The organism is Variovorax sp. PAMC28562 (assembly GCF_014303735.1).
Taxonomy (GTDB): domain Bacteria; phylum Pseudomonadota; class Gammaproteobacteria; order Burkholderiales; family Burkholderiaceae_C; genus Variovorax.
The window spans coordinates 1,732,424-1,746,779 of the sequence record NZ_CP060296.1; the positions used below are offsets into that span (position 1 = coordinate 1,732,424).

The following is a 14,356-nucleotide window of genomic DNA, read 5'->3' on the forward strand; positions in this document are numbered from 1 at the left end:
TGCCGCGGCCTCAGTCGACTCAGCGAGCGGAATCGGCGGCCGTGAGGCCATCCACCGCCTGGAACATCGCCTGTCGCGCCTGACTGATGATCTGGCCCTTCCACGCATCCATGTCGGTATAGAACGCTTCGAGCATGCGCGCGCGGATCGATGACGCCAGCTCAGCCGGCGCCTCGGGATGCTGGTACAGCCAGTGGTCGGCCCGCAGCGCGCCGGTCACCTCCATGATGGGCTGCGTGCCGTATTCGAGGGCGATGCCGGTGTAGTCGGCCGCGGGGCATTCGTCGTATATCGCGCCGCACATCAGGCCGGTCAAAAAGGCCGAGGTCGACGAGCCGTCGTAGATCGAGGTCACCGGCATCGCCGGCGTGCCCCACCAGGCGTTGGCGCGCGCGTACGCGGCCTTGTCGTCGCGGGCCGCGAAGATGCGTTCGCCGAGGCCGTTGGGTCCGAGGCCGGTGTGCAGGTCGATCCATGCCAGTCCACGCGCCGATTGCGCATGCGTGCGCAGCACCGTGCGGAAGGTCTGGTTGCTCCAGGTCGGCGCCTTGCCGCCGAAGAACAAGCCGTCTTCGAACTGGTACTGCCCTCCGGTAACGGCAGCCTGGTAGGCCGCCACGCCGTGCGTCGCGATCCACGCGTTGATGGCTTCCTGGTTGTCCGGTGTCGGTGGCCAGGCGGCTGGCAGCAGCAGCGCGTGCAGTTCGGCGTAGGCCGCATTCACCGGCAACGGCTTCGTGTAGTCGGAGAAGTTGCGGTTCAAGTCGACGTTCTCGTTGGTGACGCGCCGTCCGTGCGAAAAGCCGTGCGGGTTCAGCGCATGAACATAAAGCACGGCAACGCCGGCTGCGCGCGCCTTGTCGCGCCACTCGTCGTCGTACAGCGAGAACACCTGTACGCCGCTGCCGCAATGGCCTTCGACGCCGTGGCATGCGCTGGTGACCATGAGCAGCTGCTTTGCATCGGCTGCCCCGTCGAGCGCGACGTCCATCGCGATCTCTTCGCCTTCACCGCCCTTGAGCGGATGCACATGCGAATCGACCGTCAGGCCAGCCGCGGCGCACGCCTTCAGGAACTTGGCACGCGCGATCGAATAGGTCGGGGAAAAGGCTTCGACAACCCCGATCACGCGATGCTCCGCGCTTTGAGGAATTGCTCCGCCAGCTCGACCCAGCAGGTTGCGCCGAGGGGAATCAAATCGTCGTTGAAGTCGTAGCTGGCGTTGTGCAGCGTGCACGGCCCACCGCCGTGGTGCATGTCGCGGTGCGCGCCGTCGCCGTTACCGATGAAGGCATAGGCGCCGGGCTTGGCCAGCAGCATGAAGGAGAAGTCTTCGGCTGTCATCGCCGCTTCCTGCACCAGCACGTTGTCTTCGCCGACGATGCTCGCCATCACGCCGCGCGCGAAGTTGGCTTCATCCGTCGAATTGATGGTCGGTGGGTAGTTGCGGTGAAAGTAGAAGTCGACTTCGCAGTCGTGCGCGGCGCCGATGTGCTCCGCGATCTTCTTCATGCGCGACTCGATCAAATCGAGCACTTCATGGGTAAAGGTGCGCACTGTGCCTTGAAGCTGGCAGGTGTCTGGGATCACGTTGCTGGCTTCGCCGCCATGAATCATCGTGACCGAAATCAGGCCGGTGTCTGTCGGCTTCTTGTTGCGCGTGAGGATGGTCTGAAACGCGAGCACCATCTCGCAAGCCACCGGCAGCGGGTCGACGCCGGTGTGCGGCAGCGCCGCATGGCCGCCCTTGCCGTGGATCGTGATCTTGAATTCGTTGCTCGACGCCATCGCAGGTCCGGGGCTCACCGCGAACTGGCCGACCTTCATGCCCGGCCAGTTGTGCATGCCGTACACCGCGTCCATCGGAAACTTCTCGAACAGGCCTTCCTTGACCATCTCGCGGGCGCCGCCGCCGCCTTCTTCTGCCGGTTGGAAGATCAAGTAGACGGTGCCGTCGAAATTGCGGTTCTTGGCCAGGTGCTGGGCCGCAGCAAGGAGCATCGCCGTGTGGCCGTCGTGGCCGCAGGCATGCATCTTTCCCTGGTTTTGGCTGGCGTGGGCGAAGGTGTTGAGCTCGGTGACCGGCAGGGCGTCCATGTCGGCGCGCAGGCCGATCGCGCGGTCGCTGGTGCCGTTCTTGACGATGCCGATCACGCCGGTGGTCGCAAGCCCTCGATGGATCGGGATGCCCCATTCGGTGAGCTTGGCTGCCACCACATCGGCGGTGCGCACTTCCTTGAAGCAGAGTTCAGGGTGCGCGTGAATGTCGCGCCGGATCGAGGCGATGCCGGCGGCCTGGGTAACGAGGGAGTCGATGAGTTTCATTGGGGGTGGACTGGCGTGGCGATCAAAACGCCAGTCTAGCCAGTACCGTGCCGGGTGGCACGGCGCGGCTTCCTTGCCCCCGGAATGCTGCTCAGCGCCCGATTTCTCTCATGTACGTTGTGCGGGCAGCGATCGCGGTGTCGGTGAAGTCGGTGAACACGCCATCCACGCCCAAGCGGTAGTACGCCAGGTATTCGTTCTTCGGGTCGCCCGCGTAGTCGATCGGCAAACGACGGTTTTCGTTGCGGAAAGTGAAGGGGTGCACGAAGAGGCCGGCCTTGTGCGCGTCGGCAACGAGCGTCGTCGGCGTGATCGAGGTGGCATCGGCATCGTTGATCTTGCCGTCCTTGTTGACGTCGACCGGCTTGCCGTCGGCGCCGATCGTGCCCTTGACGCTGATGATGTAGCGCTTCCACGGGCCGATGCCGTCTGCGTAGGTCTTGATTTCAGCCAGGCCGGCCGGCGTCACCATCGCGCTGAAGGTGCGCGCGTCGCCCGCCTTGGCCCATTCGTAAGGCCGGTCGACCGGAATCGCATAGGTCATGGCGCCGGTCTTCATGTCGATGCCGTCGCCGTCGATGAGCTGGATCAGCTTGGTGTTCAGGCCCTTGCTCTTCATGTATTTCAGGCTGCCGGGCTCGAACGACTGGACGTAGATGGGCGCGGTTTTGCTGTTCAGGCCCGCGGCGTTGATCATCGCGATGAGCTTGTCTTCTAGCGGCAACCCCATGTCGCGGAACCAGGTCGGGTTCTTCGTTTCCGGGTAGATCGCGATGGCGCGGCCGGTTTCGCGCGTCTTCAGCTTCTGGAAGTCGAGGATCTCCTGGAAGGTCGCGACCTTGAACTTGCCGTTGAACTGTTGGGGCCGCTCTGCGTCGGTCGAAATACCGCCCAGCGTCTTGACTTCTGCCAGGGTGAAGTCTTGAATGAACCAGCCGGTCTGCGTTTCGCCGTCGACTTTCATCGTCTTCTTGCGCGCGGCAAATTCGGGATGGCTCGCGACGTCGGTGCTGATTGCCAGGTTGGGGTCGTGCCGCGCGACCAGCACGCCGTCCTTGGTGATGAGAAGGTCCATTTCGATGACGTCGGCACCCAGCTCGACGGCGCGCGCATAGGCTTCCATCGTCTCTTCCGGGAGATACCCTGAAGCACCACGGTGCGCGACGACCAGCGGCTGCTTGCCGTCGAGGGTGATCAGGCCCTTGGCCGAATCGGCACCGGGCATGGCGCATGCAGCGAGTGCGAGCGTGGCGGCGGCAGTGAGTGCCGTTGCAAATGGTTTCATCATCAAACTGGCTCCGTGCGAGTAAAACTGCAGCCTACACCGGCACTATGACGCTTCAGTCGAATGCGCGGCGCATCCGACTTCCCGGACAATCAAATTCATGTCGCAAACCCTTTCTGCCCGCAGCCTCGAATTTGCCCAGACCCTCGTGCGCATGAACACGGTGAGCGCGAACAGCAATCTCGAGTTGATCGACTTTGCCCGCGACCACCTTGCCGGCCTGGGCGTGCGCAGCCGCCTCACCTACAGCGCCGACAAGAAAAAGGCCAACCTCTTCGCCACGCTGGGCGCCGGCAAGCCCAACGGCATCATCGTTTCAGGCCACACCGACACCGTGCCGTGGGACGGCCAGGACTGGACGGTCGATCCGCTCTCCGCCATGGTGCAGGACTGGCCGCAAGAAGGCCTGCGCGCCGATGGCGAGGTCGAGCGCGCCGAGCCGCGCCTCTACGGCCGCGGTTCCGCCGATATGAAGAGCTTCATTGCGATCGCGCTGGCCAATGCCGAGCACTTCATCGAGAGCGACTCGCCCTACGCGGTGCATTTCGCTTTCAGCTACGACGAAGAAGTCGGCTGCTTCGGCGTCAGGGAGCTCATCGCCGACATGAAGGAGCAGCTGGTGAAGCCGGTGGCCTGCATCATCGGCGAGCCCACCAACATGGTGCCGGCCATCGCCCACAAGGGCGTGTACCGCTACAAGTGTTGCGTGCGCGGCAAGGAGGCCCATTCGTCGCTCACGCCGCAGTCGGTCAACGCCATCGAGATGGCGGCGCGCGTGGTCAACAAGGTGCGCGACATGGCCGATGGCTTTGAGAACAGCGAGCGCCGCTACGAAGGCTTCGATGTGCCGTTCAGCACCGCCAGCGTCGGCCAGTTTCATGGCGGCATCGCCGACAACGTGGTGCCGCGCGACGCTGAGTTCCGCTACGAATTCAGGAACCTGCCCACTGCCGATGCGGCGGCCATGCAGAGAGAGGTCGTCGCCTACGCCGCGCGCGCCGAAGAAGCCATGAAGCGGGTTGCGCCCGACGCCGGCTTCACCTTCGAGACGATCTGCGAGGTGCCGAGCTTTTTGAGCACCGCCAACGAGCCGATCACCAAGCTGGCCCAGCGCCTGTCGAAAGAGCAGCGCACCACGCTGGTGGCTTTTGGCACCGAAGCGGGCATCTTCAAGAGCGCCGGCATTCCGACGGTGGTGTGCGGCCCAGGCAGCATCATGCAGGCGCACCAGCCGGACGAGTTCGTCACCTTGGCGCAACTCGCGCGCTGCGAGCAGTTCCTGCAGGGGCTGTCGATCACGCGCGATATCCGTTGAACTTGCTGGCGTTGAAACTGCCGGCGTTTTTGCCTCTGCATTTGCCGCAGTCGCCGTCTTGAAACGCATCGCGCTCGGCCTGCTCTGCGCCGCAGCGCTGCTTTACGCGCTGGCCAAAGCCTTCGAGCCGCGCCATCCGTGGCTCGGCTACGTGGCCGCCTTTGCGGAGGCCGCGATGGTCGGCGCCATTGCAGACTGGTTCGCGGTGGTCGCGCTGTTTCGGCATCCGCTCGGCCTGCCGATTCCCCACACGGCCATCATCCCGGCCAACAAAGACCGCATCGGCGCCAACCTCGCCGGCTTTATCTGCAACAACTTCCTGAGCACCTCGCAGGTGCTGTCGAAGTTGAAAGAGTTCGACGCCGCCGCGCGGCTTGCCGACTGGCTGGCTTCCCCCGCGCACGCCCGCGCGCTGGGTGACCACGCGGTCACGGTGGCGCGCTACGCCCTCGGCGCGCTGGACGACGCACGGGTGCGCGACTTTCTCGGTCGTACGGTGACCGCCGGGCTGGCGCAGATCGACCTGTCGCGCTTGCTCGGCCAGGCGCTGGACGCACTCACCGCAGGTGGCCGCCATCAGGCGCTGCTCGACGACGTGCTGGAGCAGGTGGCCGGGCTGATCGAAGGCGATGAGCTGCAGGGTCGCATCACCGAAGCCATCGCGCGGGAAATCAAGACGCTGCGCTATGTCGGGCTCGATCAGGTGGCCGCCCGCGCCGCCACGCGAAAGATCGTCGCGGCCGTGGCGCGCACCATCGGCGAACTGGCCGCCGAGCCGGCGCACCCGTTGCGGCAGCGCTTCGATGCGTTCGTCGACGACTTCGTGGTCAAGCTCAAGCACGACCCTGAATTCCAGGCGCGCGGCGAGCAGATCCGCGCCGAGCTGCAGGCGCACCCAGCGCTGGCCGAATACACGCACGGCCTGTGGGACGAGTTGCTGGCCTGGCTGCACGCCGACCTGGCGCGAGACGATTCGAGCATCCGGCAGCGCGTCGTCACGATGGCGGGCTCGCTCGGCGCACGGTTGCAGCGCGACGAGCCGATACGCCGCTGGATCAACGAGCAGATCGAGGCCGGCGCTCCCGCCGCCATCGAGCGCTACCGCGAAGACATCCGGCGCTACATCGTCGAGCGCGTCCAGGAGTGGAATGCCGACGAGATGACGGCCGAGCTGGAGCGCAACATCGGACGCGACCTGCAGTTCATCCGGGTCAACGGCACGCTGGTGGGTGGGCTGGTCGGGCTGGCGATCTATTCATTGACCCGCATGCTGTCGCCTTGAGCTTTTGCGGCGCTCGCAATCTTTTCGGCGCTTGCGTTTTAGACTCGGGCGATGGCCCTCGCATCCCCTGTGCTTCCTGGAAATTCCAGAACTTCCACCGTGCTGGGCGCCTGCCCGCACGACTGCCCCGACACTTGCGCGCTTGTCACCACCGTGCAGGACGGCAAGGCGATCAAGCTGCAAGGCAATGCCGATCACTTTCACACGGGCGGCGTGCTCTGCACCAAGGTCTCGCGCTACATCGAGCGCAACGACCACGCCGAACGGCTGGTGCAACCGCTCAAGCGCGTCGGGCCCAAAGGCTCGGGCCGGTTCGAGCCGGTGACATGGGAGGTGGCGCTCGACGACATCGCCGCGCGCCTGAAATCCATCGCTGCCGTGAACCCTGAATCGATCCTGCCGTACAGCTACGCCGGGACCATGGGGCTGGTGCAGGGCGAGTCGATGGACCGGCGCTTCTTCCACAAGCTCGGCGCGTCGTTGCTCGACCGCACCATCTGCTCGACCGCCGGCGGTGAGGCCATGGTCTACACGCTGGGCGGCAAGGTCGGCATGCGGGTCGAGTTCTTCGCCGAGGCCAAGCTGATCCTGATCTGGGGCAGCAATTCGATCGGCAGCAACCTGCATTTCTGGCGCCATGCGCAGGCCGCCAAGCGCGCCGGCGCGCGGCTGGTGTGCATCGACCCGCGCAAGACCGAAACCGCCGACAAGTGCGACGAGCACATCGCGTTGCTGCCCGGCACAGATGCCGCGCTGGCATTGGCGCTCATGCATAAGCTCATCGTCAACGACTGGCTCGACCACGACTACATCGCGCAGCACACGCTGGGCTGGGACGCGCTGCGCGAGCGCGCGCTGCAATGGCCACCCTCGCGTGCGGCCGCGGTGTGCGGCGTGCCGGAGGCGCAGATCGTCGCGCTGGCGCAGGCGTATGGCACGACCAAGCCAGCGGCCATCCGGCTGAACTACGGCATGCAGCGGGTGCGCGGCGGCGGCAATGCGGCGCGTGCCGTGGCCTGCCTGCCGGCCCTCGTCGGGGCTTGGCGTCATCGCGCCGGTGGCTTGCTGCTGAGCAGCTCCGGCCAGTACCCGGTCGATCGCGCCGCGCTGCACCGGCCAGATTTGATGCCGAGCCCACGTCCGCGCACCATCAACATGAGCGCCATCGGCGATGCGTTGCTCGATGCGGCCCACCCGGTCGAAGCGATCGTGGTCTACAACAGCAACCCGGTCGCGGTCGCGCCGGACTCGGGCAAGGTGGTCGCGGGGTTCGCGCGCGAAGACCTCTTCACGGTGGTACTGGAGCAGTTTCAGACCGACACCGCCGACTATGCCGACTACCTGTTGCCCGCGACCACCCAATTGGAGCACTGGGACATCCACACCAGCTACGGCCATACCGATGTGCTGCTGAATCGCCCGGCGGTGGCGCCGCGTGGCGAGGCCCGCAGCAACGCCTGGGTGTTCCGCGAACTGGCGCGGCGCATGGAGTTCGACGAACCGTGCTTTTCGGACGACGACGAGGCAATCTGCCGCAGCGCGTTCGCCGAAGGCGCGATCGACTACGCACAGTTGCTCGCGCAAGGCTTCACCAGCGTGAAGTTGCCTGAAGCGCCTTTCGCCGAGGGCAACTTTCCAACGCCGTCCGGCCGCTGCGAGTTCTTCAGCGCGCGCCTACAGGCCCAAGGCCAGGACGGCTTGCCCGACCACGTGCCCAACTACGAACCAGCCGGCAGCTCGACCGAATACCCGCTCGCCATGATTTCGCCGCCGGCGCGCAACTTCCTCAACTCGACCTTCGTCAATGTGAGAAGCCTGCGCGCGATCGAAGTCGAGCCGCTTTTGGAGATCCACGCAGACGATGCGGCTGCACGCGGCATCGAAAACGGCGCGACCGTGCGGGTTTTCAACAGCCGCGGCGAGCACCGCTGCCGCGCCGAAGTCTCGCGCCGCGCCCGTCCGGGCGTCGTGCATGGCATGGGCATCTGGTGGCGCAAGTTCGGCATGGACGGCACGAATGTCAACCAGCTCACCAGCCAGCGCCTCACCGACATCGGCCGTGGGCCCACGTTCTACGACTGCCTGGTGCAGGTAGAACGCGCCGCGTTATCTCCGCTCCCCGCGTTATCCCCTCTGCCCCCGGGAGAGGGTTAGGGTGAGGGCACCGTACCTGTGAGAACGCTCCCATCCATAGCCCTGGCCGCCGCCCTGTCCCTCCTCACTGGCTGCGCCGACCTAGGCTACTACTGGCAATCCGCCCACGGCCACTTAGACCTCATGCGCGCCGCCCGTTCTGTGCCCGCCTGGCTCGCCGACCCCGCCACCGCCCCGGCCCTCAAGGCCAAGCTGGAACTTACCCAACGCATCCGCCGCTTCGCCGTCACCGACCTCGGCCTGCCCGACAACCGCAGTTACACCGGCTACGCCGACCTGCATCGATCTGCAGCCATCTGGAACGTGGTCGCTGCACCGGAGTACTCGCTCCAACTGAAGACGTGGTGCTTCCCGGTCGCGGGTTGCGTCGGCTACCGCGGCTACTACGACGAGGCCGCCGCCAAGACAGAAGCCGCAGCGCAATCCGCGCAAGGGCTCGAAGTCGCCGTGTACCCCGTGCCCGCCTACTCGACGCTGGGCTACATGAACTGGGCCGGCGGCGACCCGCTGCTTTCGACCTTCATCGGTTACCCCGACGGCGAACTGGCGCGCATCGTCTTTCACGAGCTGGCGCACCAAGTTCTCTACGTGCCCGACGACACGCTGTTCAACGAGTCCTTCGCGACCGCGGTCGAGCGCATCGGCGGCGCGATGTGGCTGCAGCGCGAAGACACCGCACAGGCACGCGCCGACTATGCGCAGTTCGACGGCCGCCGCCAGCAATTCCGCGCACTGGCCCTGCAAACCCGCCGCGCGCTGACCGCCATCTACGAATCGAAAGAAGCCGAATCGCGCGACTGGACCGCCGTGGCCGCGATGAAGAAGGCCGCGCTCGACGACTTCCGCGTGCGCTACGCGACGCTCCGGGCAAGCTGGCCCGGCGCGCGCCAAGGCGCTTACGACGGCTGGGTCGCGCGCGCCAACAACGCGATGTTCGGCGCGCAGGCGGCGTACGACGATCTGGTGCCCAACTTCGAGGCGCTGTTCGAGCAGCAGGGCCGCGACTGGCCGCGCTTCTATGCGGCCGTCAAGCGGCTGGCGGCGATGGAAAAGCCGCAGCGCACTGCCGCGCTCGAAGCTCTGGGCGCCCCGGCTGACAAGGCACTCGCCGCATCTGCTGCGATGATCGTTCCCGCGACACGGGCAGCCACGTCGCCAACCACCACAACCATAAAAAATACGGGAGGCCACGGTGCCTGACATTCACATCGAACGCACCCACACGCTGGGCATGAAAGGCGCACGAGCCGCCGCCCGCAAATGGATCGAACGGGCCGGAGAACAGTTCGAGATCGAGTGCGACTACACCGAAGGCAAGGCCCGCGACGTCGCGCAGTTCACCCGTCCCGGCATCGACGGCACGCTGGAAGTCACCGCCGATTCGCTCACCCTGACAGCAGAGCTGGGCTTCTTGTTCAGCGCGTTCAGCGACCAGATCAGCGCAAAGATCGCCCGCAATATCGATGAGGTGTTGGGGACGAAGCCGGCGGAAGAAGAGGACGACGGGTACGGGAAGGGCTGGCTTTAAGAAGGCCAACACGACCCACGCGGTCAGCGCAGCGATTCGATCAAGTCGATGTACTTCTGCTTCGCCTCATCCGCGGTTACGCCTTTTTGCGCCGTCCACGCGTCCCATTTGGCGCGCGCCACGAAGTCACTGAAGCTGGGCTTCTTCTCGGCGTTGTCGGCCAGCGTGGCTTGCTTGTAGAGGCCGTAGATCTTTAGCAGCGTGATGTTGTCGGGGCGTTCCGGCAGCAGTTTGGACTGGGCCTCGGCTGCTTCGAAGCGAGCCTGGATATCGTTCGTGTCGGACATTCGTCGTGTGTCTGGAAATTGAAAGACGTCAGTCTGACAGCCCCGCGCGCGCGAGTTCCACGTCGAGCCGTTCGCGGGCATCGACCGGCTTCAGAGCCGCCGCCTTTTCATAGAGCCGCGTGGCTTCTGCCATGCGGCCATCGCCGTGCAGCGCGAGCAGCCCACGGGCGTATTCCATCAGGCCGCTGGCGGAATCGGGATGCAGTTCGAGGCCGCGTTCGAACAGCTCGATGGCGGTTTCTGCGCGCGCGCCGTAAGTCATACGGGCCACCAAGGGGCCGACCTTGTCGATCACCTCCGCATGAAAGGCGCCGAGCGAGATGTGGGCATCCGCATGATGAGGCTGCAGCGCGATCACGCGTTCGAGCGAGTGCTTCACCTTGCCGCCCAAGCCCTGAGCCAAAGCACGCGCCACGCTGATGCCTTCGGCGTAGCGACCCAACGCGTAGGCCTGCCAGTAGAGCGCCTGGCAGTTGTCCGGCTCGGCGGTCGCTTGTGCGCCGGCGCGTTCGGCGACCTGACGAAACAGTGCGAGGCGCACCGACTCGCGCCGCTCCAGGTAGTTGGCGTAGACGGCGGTCGCCTGGTTGGCGAGCGCCAAACCGTGGCTGCCGTGCAGCAGCCCGATGTCTACGGCCTGTTCGAAATCGCCACGGTGATAGCGCACCCAACCCTCGATCAGCGGCTCGGGCGGCGGCGTTTGCAGGCCTTGGCCGGCGTGCAGCTGCCGCCACTGCACTTCGAGTGTCGCTGCATCGATGGCCGGCACATCCGGGTATGGCACGCGTGCCCAGACTCCGACCACCGGTGCGGTGCCGGGCGTCATGAGCGAGATCGGTCTGAAATCGTGAGGAGGCATCGGTGGCTTCAGGCGGCAGCCATTTTTGGCGAGTTGCCGGGCGTGTCCGGCGTGCGCGACGCGCTCGGCGAATAGGCGGCCGTCAGCGTCATCAAATGCTTGCGCTGCGCAAGCTCCAGATACGGCGCGAGCAACTGCAGCGTGTGCTGTGCGCCGCGTAGCAGGGCGCCTTGTACGTGCTGCGGCTCGAGCGCCTCGCGCGGGTTGCGAACGTATTCGTAGCTCAGCCAGTAGGTCAGCACCACGACCATGCTTTGCGCCAGCGCATCGACCTCTCGCATGTCGATGTCGAGGTGCCCCGCGCGGCTCAGGCCCGCGAGCAGCGCCCGCATGGCGCGCACCTTGTTCTTGAGCACCAGCTGAAACTGCGTCTCCAAGTGCCGGTTCTTGCTGAGCAGATCGTTCAGATCGCGGTACAGAAAACGGTAGCGCCAGATCAGCTCGAACAGGCTGTGCATGAAAAACCAGGCGTCTTCGACGTCGTGCACGCCCTCGCTGGCGTGCAGCAACTCGTCGAGCTCGGTTTCGTAGGCTTCGTAGAGCCGGTTGATCAGCTCGTCTTTTGCGGGGTAGTGGTAGTAGAGATTGCCGGGGCTGATGCCGAGTTCGCCCGCCACGAGCGTGGTCGACACGTTCGGTTCCCCGAAGCGGTTGAACAGCTCCAATGCTGCTTCGAGGATGCGTTGCGCTGTTCGGCGTGGCGCCTTCTTGGCCATGACGGTGCCTCGGTTTTTGTCTCTGAGGTCACTCTAGCGCAACTCCGGGAAAAAGGGGTTAGCGCGGACCCGCTGGTTTGCGTGCGGGGCGAGGCGTTGCCGCGGCGTCGGTCGGCTGGCTAGGCTCGGATTGCGCCAATTGCGCTTCGAGCGCCGCTACTCGCGCCTGCAATGCAGTCCACTCCGCAGCCGACGGCAGGCCGAGCTTTTCGAGCGCGCGCGCCACGCGCTCTTCAAAAATGTTCTCCAGTTTGCCCCAGCCGCCCGCCGCCTTGGTGCCGATGTCGCTCGCCAGCCCGGCCATGCGAGCCTGCGCTTGTGCCAGGGTCTCTTCGGCCGCCTGCTGCGTCTTCTTCTGCATGCCCGCGCCGTCTTTCACCAGCGCCTCGAAGGCCTTGCTGCCCTCCTGCTGCATCTTGGCAAAGGCGCCGAGGCCGGCAAGCCAGATCTGCTGGGCGGAATCCTTGACGCGGTCGGCGGATTTGTCGTCGTCTTTGGTGGGCATGCGGTTCCTGATGAGTGAATGCGATGGGGCACTCTAGCGGGAGCGGTGCGCTGGCTTTAGAGCGGCACGTCTAGCTGCTTTTTGCAACATGGCCCGATGTGATAATTGTCTGCAACAACAGCAGGGGACCCCATGATCCTGGTTACAGGCGGTGCCGGCTTCATTGGCGCCAACTTCGTACTCGATTGGCTCGCGCAAAGCGACGAGGCCGTCGTCAATCTCGACAAGCTCACTTACGCCGGTAACCCCGAGACGCTCGCGTCGCTGAAGGGCAACCCCAAGCACGTCTTCGTGCAGGGCGACATCGGCGACAGCGCCTTGCTCGACCGCCTGCTCGCCGAACACAAGCCGCGCGCGATCGTCAACTTCGCGGCCGAGTCGCATGTCGACCGGTCGATTCACGGGCCTGAAGACTTCGTGCAGACCAACGTGCTCGGCACCTTCAGGTTGCTCGAATCCGTCCGCGGTCACTGGGCTGCATTGCCAGCAGATCAACAAGCCGCCTTTCGGTTTCTGCACGTCTCGACCGACGAGGTCTACGGCTCTTTGTCGGCGACCGACCCAGCCTTCACCGAAGACCACAAGTACGAGCCCAACAGCCCATATTCGGCCAGCAAGGCTGCCAGCGACCATCTGGTGCGCGCATGGCACCACACCTACGGCTTGCCGGTGCTGACGACCAATTGCTCGAACAACTACGGGCCGTTCCATTTCCCCGAAAAACTCATCCCGCTGATGATCGTCAACGCGCTCGAAGGCAAGCCGCTGCCGGTGTACGGAGACGGCATGCAGGTGCGCGACTGGCTGTACGTCAAGGACCATTGCAGCGCCATCCGCCGCGTGCTGGAAGCGGGCCGGTTGGGTGAAACCTACAACGTCGGGGGGTGGAACGAGAAGCCGAACATCGAGATCGTCAACACGGTGTGCGCACTGCTCGACGAGCTGCGGCCCAAGGCCGGCGGCAAGAGTTACCGCGAACAGATCACCTACGTGACCGATCGCCCCGGCCACGATCGCCGCTACGCCATAGACGCACGCAAGATCGAAAAAGAGCTCGGCTGGAACCCCGCCGACACCTTCGACACCGGCATCCGCAAGACGGTGGAGTGGTACTTGGCCAATGGCGAATGGGTGCGCAATGTGCAGAGCGGTGCGTATCGCGAATGGGTCGAAAAGCAGTACGACTCTAAACCCACGAAGGCGCCCTCATGAAGGTGCTGCTGCTAGGCAAGGGCGGCCAGGTCGGCTGGGAGCTGCAACGCAGCTTGGCGCCGCTGGGCGAACTGGTCGCACTGGATTTCGACAGCACCGACTTCAACGCCGACTTCAGCCATCCCGAACAGCTGGCAGAGATGGTCTTGACAGTGCGCCCCGACGTCATCGTCAATGCGGCCGCCCACACCGCCGTCGACAAGGCCGAGAGCGAGCCAGACTTCGCGCGCAAGCTCAACGCAACCTCGCCCGGTGTCGTGGCCAAAGCCGCGAAACAGATCGGCGCGTTGATGGTCCACTTCTCGACGGACTACGTGTTCGACGGCAGCGGCAGCAAGCCTTGGCACGAAGACGACGCGACCGGGCCGCTCAGCGTCTATGCCCGCACCAAGCTCGAAGGCGAACAACTGGTCGCGGCGAACTGCCCAAGGCACCTGATCTTTCGCACGAGCTGGGTGTATGCCGCGCGCGGCGGCAATTTTGCCAAGACGATGCTGCGGCTGGCAAAGGAGCGTGATCGCCTGACGGTCATCGACGACCAGTTCGGCGCGCCGACTGGTGCCGAACTGCTGGCCGATGTGACTGCGCACGCGATTCGGGCGACTTTGCAAGACGAGAAAAAGACGGGGCTGTATCACCTCGTCGCAGGCGGAGAAACCTCGTGGCACGGCTATGCAAAGTTCGTCATCGAACAAGCGCGAGAAGCCGGCGTCGAGTTGAAGGCGTCGCCATCGACCGTCGATGCCGTACCGACCAGCGCCTTTCCGACACCCGCCAGGCGGCCGCAGAATTCACGGCTCGACACATGCAAGCTGCGATCGACGTTCGGATTGACGTTGCCGCATTGGCAAGCGGGTGTGGCACGGATGCTGCGCGAGACCCTTTGAG

The 14,356-nt window shown here is 65.0% G+C and carries 14 protein-coding genes; 7 read left to right on the plus strand and 7 right to left on the minus strand.

Features of this window, described 5'->3' with window-relative positions; translation table 11 throughout:
* Window positions 1-19 precede the first annotated feature (19 nt).
* From H7F36_RS08285 to H7F36_RS08295, 3 genes are all read right to left on the minus strand, one after another.
* On the minus strand, window positions 20-1,129 hold the full coding sequence (locus H7F36_RS08285) for a M14 family metallopeptidase (protein ID WP_187054220.1): 1,110 nt from the start codon (window positions 1,127-1,129) through the stop codon (window positions 20-22).
* Window positions 1,126-2,325 (minus strand): M20 aminoacylase family protein, encoded by a 1,200-nt coding sequence (locus H7F36_RS08290; protein WP_187054221.1) that lies wholly within the window; start codon window positions 2,323-2,325, stop codon window positions 1,126-1,128. Before H7F36_RS08290 ends, H7F36_RS08285 begins: the two co-directional genes overlap by 4 nt.
* Window positions 2,326-2,416: 91 nt before the next feature.
* On the minus strand, window positions 2,417-3,610 hold the full coding sequence (locus H7F36_RS08295) for a glycerophosphodiester phosphodiesterase (protein WP_187054861.1): 1,194 nt from the start codon (window positions 3,608-3,610) through the stop codon (window positions 2,417-2,419).
* A gap of 100 nt (window positions 3,611-3,710) precedes the next feature.
* On the opposite strand from H7F36_RS08295, the gene argE reads away from it, so the two are divergent.
* The 5 genes from argE to H7F36_RS08320 are packed head-to-tail and all read left to right on the plus strand — an operon-like array spanning window position 3,711 to window position 9,889.
* Window positions 3,711-4,925: an acetylornithine deacetylase gene (argE, locus tag H7F36_RS08300; RefSeq protein WP_187054222.1), complete on the plus strand. Its 1,215-nt coding sequence runs from the start codon at window positions 3,711-3,713 to the stop codon at window positions 4,923-4,925.
* A 58-nt stretch (window positions 4,926-4,983) separates the two neighbouring features.
* Window positions 4,984-6,207, plus strand: a complete 1,224-nt coding sequence (locus tag H7F36_RS08305; protein WP_187054223.1) for a DUF445 domain-containing protein — start codon at window positions 4,984-4,986, stop codon at window positions 6,205-6,207.
* A gap of 51 nt (window positions 6,208-6,258) precedes the next feature.
* A complete protein-coding gene (locus tag H7F36_RS08310; RefSeq protein ID WP_187054224.1) occupies window positions 6,259-8,361 on the plus strand; it encodes a molybdopterin-dependent oxidoreductase in 2,103 nt (700 codons plus the stop codon).
* 18 nt (window positions 8,362-8,379) lie between these two features.
* Window positions 8,380-9,561: an aminopeptidase gene (locus tag H7F36_RS08315; RefSeq protein ID WP_187054225.1), complete on the plus strand. Its 1,182-nt coding sequence runs from the start codon at window positions 8,380-8,382 to the stop codon at window positions 9,559-9,561.
* Window positions 9,554-9,889, plus strand: coding sequence for a polyhydroxyalkanoic acid system family protein (locus H7F36_RS08320; protein ID WP_187054226.1), 336 nt, complete (start codon window positions 9,554-9,556; stop codon window positions 9,887-9,889). The genes H7F36_RS08315 and H7F36_RS08320 overlap by 8 nt, the downstream gene beginning before the upstream one ends.
* A gap of 23 nt (window positions 9,890-9,912) precedes the next feature.
* On the opposite strand, the gene H7F36_RS08325 is transcribed toward H7F36_RS08320, so the two are convergent.
* Genes H7F36_RS08325 through H7F36_RS08340 form a run of 4 tightly spaced genes read right to left on the minus strand, consistent with a single transcriptional unit; the run spans window position 9,913 to window position 12,256 of the window.
* Complete coding sequence (locus tag H7F36_RS08325; RefSeq protein WP_187054227.1) at window positions 9,913-10,176, minus strand: acyl-CoA-binding protein; 264 nt, start codon at window positions 10,174-10,176, stop codon at window positions 9,913-9,915.
* A 28-nt stretch (window positions 10,177-10,204) separates the two neighbouring features.
* On the minus strand, window positions 10,205-11,035 hold the full coding sequence (locus H7F36_RS08330; protein ID WP_187054228.1) for a hypothetical protein: 831 nt from the start codon (window positions 11,033-11,035) through the stop codon (window positions 10,205-10,207).
* A gap of 8 nt (window positions 11,036-11,043) precedes the next feature.
* Window positions 11,044-11,751, minus strand: coding sequence for a TetR/AcrR family transcriptional regulator (locus tag H7F36_RS08335; RefSeq protein ID WP_187054229.1), 708 nt, complete (start codon window positions 11,749-11,751; stop codon window positions 11,044-11,046).
* Window positions 11,752-11,809: 58 nt separating this feature from the next.
* On the minus strand, window positions 11,810-12,256 hold the full coding sequence (locus H7F36_RS08340) for a phasin family protein (RefSeq protein WP_187054230.1): 447 nt from the start codon (window positions 12,254-12,256) through the stop codon (window positions 11,810-11,812).
* 132 nt (window positions 12,257-12,388) lie between these two features.
* On the opposite strand from H7F36_RS08340, the gene rfbB reads away from it, so the two are divergent.
* Together rfbB and rfbD are read left to right on the plus strand one after the other, a co-directional pair.
* A complete protein-coding gene (gene rfbB, locus H7F36_RS08345) occupies window positions 12,389-13,468 on the plus strand; it encodes a dTDP-glucose 4,6-dehydratase (RefSeq protein ID WP_187054231.1) in 1,080 nt (359 codons plus the stop codon).
* Complete coding sequence (gene rfbD / locus H7F36_RS08350; protein ID WP_187054232.1) at window positions 13,465-14,355, plus strand: dTDP-4-dehydrorhamnose reductase; 891 nt, start codon at window positions 13,465-13,467, stop codon at window positions 14,353-14,355. Before rfbB ends, rfbD begins: the two co-directional genes overlap by 4 nt.
* The last annotated feature ends 1 nt before the right edge of the window (window position 14,356 follow it).

Bases quoted from the DNA above. Each gene is read 5' to 3' on its own strand.
- H7F36_RS08290 (WP_187054221.1), bottom strand. From the start codon at position 2,325: ATGAAACTCATCGACTCCCTCGTTACCCAGGCCGCCGGCATCGCCTCG.
- H7F36_RS08330 (WP_187054228.1), bottom strand. From the start codon at position 11,035: ATGCCTCCTCACGATTTCAGACCGATCTCGCTCATGACGCCCGGCACC.
- H7F36_RS08325 (WP_187054227.1), bottom strand. From the start codon at position 10,176: ATGTCCGACACGAACGATATCCAGGCTCGCTTCGAAGCAGCCGAGGCC.
- H7F36_RS08335 (WP_187054229.1), bottom strand. From the start codon at position 11,751: ATGGCCAAGAAGGCGCCACGCCGAACAGCGCAACGCATCCTCGAAGCA.
- argE (WP_187054222.1), top strand. From the start codon at position 3,711: ATGTCGCAAACCCTTTCTGCCCGCAGCCTCGAATTTGCCCAGACCCTC.
- H7F36_RS08310 (WP_187054224.1), top strand. From the start codon at position 6,259: ATGGCCCTCGCATCCCCTGTGCTTCCTGGAAATTCCAGAACTTCCACC.
- rfbB (WP_187054231.1), top strand. From the start codon at position 12,389: ATGATCCTGGTTACAGGCGGTGCCGGCTTCATTGGCGCCAACTTCGTA.
- rfbD (WP_187054232.1), top strand. From the start codon at position 13,465: ATGAAGGTGCTGCTGCTAGGCAAGGGCGGCCAGGTCGGCTGGGAGCTG.
- H7F36_RS08295 (WP_187054861.1), bottom strand. From the start codon at position 3,610: ATGAAACCATTTGCAACGGCACTCACTGCCGCCGCCACGCTCGCACTC.
- H7F36_RS08340 (WP_187054230.1), bottom strand. From the start codon at position 12,256: ATGCCCACCAAAGACGACGACAAATCCGCCGACCGCGTCAAGGATTCC.